The following is a 1,525-nucleotide window of genomic DNA, read 5'->3' as shown; positions in this document are numbered from 1 at the left end:
GCCGTTTCCTCCGCCGTCAGCCCGAGGATGATCCGCAGCACCAGGATTTCGCGCTGCCGCGGCGGGAGCGTGTCGAGCAGGCCGGACGACCAGTCCAGCGCGGCCGCGCGTTCGGCCTCTTCGCTCGTCGGGTCGCCGGGGGTCCAGTGGTCGGCGGGCGGCTCGGCGACCGGGCTCGTGCGGTCGCGCGCGCGGCGGCGGTGGAAGTCCGAAACCTTGTGCGACGCGATGCCGAAGACGAACGGGAGGAAGCCGTCGGTCTCGTAGCGGTAGCCGGGCAGCGCGTTGACGATCGCCAGGAGCACGTCCTGCGCGCAGTCCTCGGCGTCCGACGAGCCGTCCTGCCAGGTGCGGAGCCGGCCGAGGCAGTAGCGGAACACCGGCGGCCGCAGGACGCGCAGCAGGGCGGCCACCGCGGCGCGGTCGCCCTGGATCGCCGCCCGGACGAGGACCGGGTCGAGGGTGAACGGCGCCGGGGGAGCGGACGCGCCCTCGGCGGACTGCGGCGACATCAGCCTCACCCTTTCCCCACGCTCGCCGTCACGGATGATCACGACGCTAGGTCACGGCGCGCGGCCGCCACACCGGCCGGGAGTCCGCTGCGACCCGGGTCTTCCGGCCCTGGTGCGCACCGCCGCGGTGTGCCGTGGGGGCGGCATGGCGGTGGCCGGGCCGAACGGCCCTATCGGGTTACCCGCGGCACCGATCACGCTGGTGGCCGGGTATTTCCCAGGAGAAAACACAGGGACGTGATGGTGGACGACGTGGGCTTCGGGCTCCTGCTCGACCGGCAGGAATGCCTGGCGCTGCTGCGGACGGCGAGCCTCGGCCGGGTGATCTTCACCCACCGGGCGATGCCTGCGGTCCGCCCCGTCCGCTTCACCCTCGTCGACGACACCGTGGTGTTCGCCGTCCCCGCTTCCAGCCCCCTCTACTCGGGCGCGCGCGACGCCGTCGTCGCGTTCGAAGCCGACGAATACGCCGACGACCTGGGCGCCGGCTGGTACGTCAGCCTGCTCGGCCGGGCCACCGAGTCCGGCGCGGTCGACCTCACCTGCTCGTGCCCCTGCCCGGTGCCGGCGGGGCACCGCTTCCTGCGCATCCCGGCCGAATCGATCAGCGGCCACCGGCTCGCCTGCCACGCCCAGTAACGAACCCGCTCCGCCGATCGACCCACCAGATGGACGAACCGGATTGGGCCGACACGGGCAGTCTTCTGTGGCACGCTTGACGGCCCGGGAACGGCCCGGGATTCGGGCGGAGCCAGCGGGGTCGACGGGAAGTGACGGACGAGATCAGCATGCCGGCGATCCTCGCGGCGGTGGGCGGCATCGCCCGCGAGCTGGAGCTGCCGTCGCTGCTGGAGCGGGCGGTCACGGCCACGTGCGAGCTGATGGGGGCCCCGCGCGGGCGGCTGGAGCTGCCCGAGAACGGCGTCGCCCGGTACGGCGGCGAGCCCGGCGCCGGCGCGGTCGAGGTGCCGGTGCGCGCCGGTTCGCGGGTGTTCGGCGCCCTCGTGATCGAG

At 74.0% G+C, this 1,525-nt stretch carries 2 protein-coding genes and 1 pseudogene; 2 read left to right on the top strand and 1 reads right to left on the bottom strand.

What is annotated here, in order from left to right; genetic code table 11:
• Window positions 1-512: sigma-70 family RNA polymerase sigma factor (locus G3I65_RS54880; RefSeq protein WP_166641783.1), on the bottom strand; the 512-nt coding region annotated here is incomplete at its 3' end.
• Window positions 513-752: 240 nt separating this feature from the next.
• Between G3I65_RS54880 and G3I65_RS54875 the strand changes: the two genes are divergently transcribed.
• Entirely contained in the window at window positions 753-1,151 is a 399-nt protein-coding gene (locus G3I65_RS54875; protein ID WP_160704413.1) for a pyridoxamine 5'-phosphate oxidase family protein, read from the top strand.
• Window positions 1,152-1,282: 131 nt separating this feature from the next.
• Window positions 1,283-1,525: pseudogene (locus G3I65_RS54870) on the top strand (histidine kinase); the annotation flags it as partial.

Source organism: Amycolatopsis sp. SID8362, assembly GCF_010550475.1.
GTDB lineage: Bacteria > Actinomycetota > Actinomycetes > Mycobacteriales > Pseudonocardiaceae > Amycolatopsis > Amycolatopsis eburnea.
The sequence above is the reverse complement of the archived record's forward strand: the minus strand, read 5'-3'. Positions and strand labels throughout refer to the sequence as shown.

Excerpts from the sequence above, each read along its gene's own strand:
- G3I65_RS54875 (WP_160704413.1), top strand. The coding sequence starts at position 753 with ATGGTGGACGACGTGGGCTTCGGGCTCCTGCTCGACCGGCAGGAATGC.